The organism is Janthinobacterium sp. AD80 (genome assembly GCF_002878455.1).
Classification (GTDB): domain Bacteria; phylum Pseudomonadota; class Gammaproteobacteria; order Burkholderiales; family Burkholderiaceae_D; genus Janthinobacterium.
This window is the reverse complement of record NZ_NRDQ01000332.1, coordinates 1-798: the sequence shown is the minus strand read 5'-3', so window position 1 is coordinate 798 and position 798 is coordinate 1. Positions and strand designations below refer to the sequence as shown.

The 798-nt window shown below is 70.9% G+C and carries 1 protein-coding gene; it reads right to left on the bottom strand.

Translation table 11 applies throughout. The annotated features are described in order from the left end of the window. Window positions 1-798, bottom strand: a 798-nt coding sequence (locus JaAD80_RS31115; RefSeq protein ID WP_219726909.1) for a hypothetical protein, incomplete at both ends; no start/stop codon positions are given.

Below are 798 nucleotides of genomic sequence, written 5' to 3'. Positions count from 1 at the left end.
CTGGCGCAGCGCCACACGCCAGCGCCCGTCAGTGCCGCGCGGCGCGGCCAGTCCCGCCAGCGCCAGCATCAGCACAGCACAAGCCAGCTTCCAGGCGTCGCCCGCCAGCAGGCGTTCCGTCCACGGCGCCCAGCCCGTCAAACCCGACATCAGCACATGCGCGGGGATCGCCACTTCGGCCGGCGGATACGCCACCAGTTCCAGCTCGTGGTTGACGATGAAGATGAATGCCACCAGCATCGAAGCCGCATACGCCAGTCCCGCAGGCCGGATCAGCGCATGCATCAGCACCATCATGGCGGCCATTTCCAGCAGCGCCGGCAGCATCACCGCCAGCTGGTACGTGAGCGGCAGCAGCGGATCGACGCCGCCGGGCGCCGACAGCAGCACCACCAGCACGCCGGAGACGCCGGGCACCAGCGCGAAGACGGCCGTCATGGCAAAGACGGCGGCAGCGCGTCCGGCAAGGCGCACGCCATCGGGCGCTGGGGCGGCATCGAGCATTTCGCCGAAGCCTTCGACACCATCACGGCGCACGATCAGGCCCGCCGCGCCGGCGACCACAAAGGCGACCAGCAGGTACATCATCTTGAGCATCAATGGCGCCAGCAATTCCGCGCGCGGCACCAGCGGGCCGTCCGCATGGCCCACCACGTGCGCATACGCGCCGGCCACGCCGATCAGCACCAGGCCGCCGGCGGCCAGCCACAAGCCCTTGCGCGCCAGCGCCTGGCGGCACTGCCAGCATGACTCGGCCCAGGCAGCCAGCAGCCAGCGCGTGGGCACGGCCGCCGCAGG